The sequence below is a fragment of the Meridianimarinicoccus marinus genome (assembly GCF_040689105.1).
GTDB classification, from domain to species: Bacteria; Pseudomonadota; Alphaproteobacteria; order Rhodobacterales; family Rhodobacteraceae; genus Meridianimarinicoccus; species Meridianimarinicoccus marinus.
This window is the reverse complement of the sequence record NZ_JBFBVU010000074.1, coordinates 1-1,663: the sequence shown is the minus strand read 5'-3', so window position 1 is coordinate 1,663 and position 1,663 is coordinate 1. Positions and strand designations below refer to the sequence as shown.

General features: G+C 64.6%; 3 protein-coding genes and 1 pseudogene. All 4 read right to left on the bottom strand.

Features of this window, described 5'->3' with window-relative positions; translation table 11 throughout:
• Window positions 1-541 (bottom strand): annotated as a pseudogene (locus tag AB0T83_RS20195) (ATP-binding protein); the annotation flags it as partial.
• 41 nt (window positions 542-582) lie between these two features.
• Window positions 583-876: a hypothetical protein gene (locus AB0T83_RS20190; protein WP_366194991.1), complete on the bottom strand. Its 294-nt coding sequence runs from the start codon at window positions 874-876 to the stop codon at window positions 583-585.
• A gap of 4 nt (window positions 877-880) precedes the next feature.
• Window positions 881-1,156: a Mu transposase domain-containing protein gene (locus tag AB0T83_RS20185; RefSeq protein WP_366194990.1), complete on the bottom strand. Its 276-nt coding sequence runs from the start codon at window positions 1,154-1,156 to the stop codon at window positions 881-883.
• Window positions 1,157-1,414, bottom strand: coding sequence for a hypothetical protein (locus AB0T83_RS20180; protein WP_366194989.1), 258 nt, complete (start codon window positions 1,412-1,414; stop codon window positions 1,157-1,159).
• Window positions 1,415-1,663: the final 249 nt, after the last annotated feature.

Below are 1,663 nucleotides of genomic sequence, written 5' to 3'. Positions count from 1 at the left end.
TGCGCGATCCGGAAGCGCGGTTGTCATCCTGGCGTCACCGAAGACCGAGACCCGTTCGCCGGACTCCAGGGTCATCGTGACGGTGACACTGGTCTTCTCATGGAGCCTGCTGATCAGATGGAACCGCAACGCGCCGCCGGACTTGGGGAACGGGATGTCGCCCAGCTCGTCGATGATGACGCAGTCCAGGGCCGAGAGCGTCGAAGAAACGGGCCGTCTTGCCGGGAGTGATCAGGGTGGTTCCAGGCGCGATCGCGATGTGGGTTTTGCCGGTACCGGTTCCGCCCGCCAGGATGAGATTGTGTGCCTCTTCTGTGACCCGGCCTGCGCAGAACGGCGCGATCCGGGGCCGGGTGACGGCGGCCGCGCTGTCATCGAAGGCGGCGACGTCCTTGTGGTGGGGGACTTTCGCGATGCGCCTTTGATACTGGATGGAGCGCACGCGTCGCTCTACGGTCTCGGCGTCGATCAGGTGCTTGATCGCAGTGGTCAGACTTGGTGGCTTGCGCGCGGACGGCAAATCATGGGCGCAAGCTGCCATCCCGTGCAGCCTCGGGGCGGTCAGTTGGTCGATGGGGGCGTTCATGCGGCAGCCTCCTCAGCCGAGCACGGCGTCTCATAGCGCTTGCAATCGGCCTCGGGCCGCAAGGTCAGCTGCGGATAGCTATGGGCGTCGCTGAACGGCGTGATGACCGGCTCCACCGACTGGCTGATCAGGTTGAGGATGGCGGCCAGGCGCAGGGTGTCTTGCTCCACCGCCGGGTCGCAAGCCGTCTCGACCACCTCGATCCCGTGATCCTGGGCCAGCAGAAGCAAATCGACGAACTCCCGATCCCCGCCCTTGCCGGCCATGCAATGCTCCCTGATCCGATGCATGGCCTCAGGCAGTTGCCAGTCCACAAAGGGGGGCGCCGTCGCGCAGGGCACCGGGCTTGCGATCCGGCAGCGGCACGCAATGCCAAGGCTCGAAACAGCTGACATTGCGGGTGAAGCGACGCTTGTGCCCGGCGATGACATCCTGGCCCGACACCAGCACGATCCGGTCTGCATCGGCGCGCAGCGACGCATGTTGCCCCGCGAACCGGGACAGCAGGCTGTCGCGATTGCCGGCATATTGAACCAGGCAGGTGGAGCGCACACGAACGGTCTTTTCCACCTATCCGTCAAATGCCCACCCCAGTGGGCGCAGTTCGGCGCGTTCGTCTTCGAACACCTCTGCAATCGTGCGATCCGATTGCTCGGGATGGGGCCGGTTTGCCAGCTTTTCACAGCGCGGGCGCAGCCAATCGTTCAGCGCATCGAGATCATCAAAGGCAGGTTTGGGCACAAACAACCGGCCGCGCAAAAACGGGACCCGGTTCTCGACCTGTCCCTTCTCCCAGCCTGTGGCTGGCGTGCAGGCAACCGGCTCCATCACACAATGGTGCATCACGGCCAGGAACCGGGGACGGAATATCCGGTCCTTCGCGCGCGCGACGTAGGTCAGAGGTGGTCTTGGAGGTGTCGATGATCACCCGGCGTGGAACCCTGCCATGGAAAGACAGCGCCTGCGCAAAGGCATCGGGCACCATCTCCTGGGCTTCGCCGGGACAGGCCACGACAAAGGGCTTGCGGCTGTGGCACAGGCGGAAATGGGCAACCTTCACCTTCTGCCCGACACCGC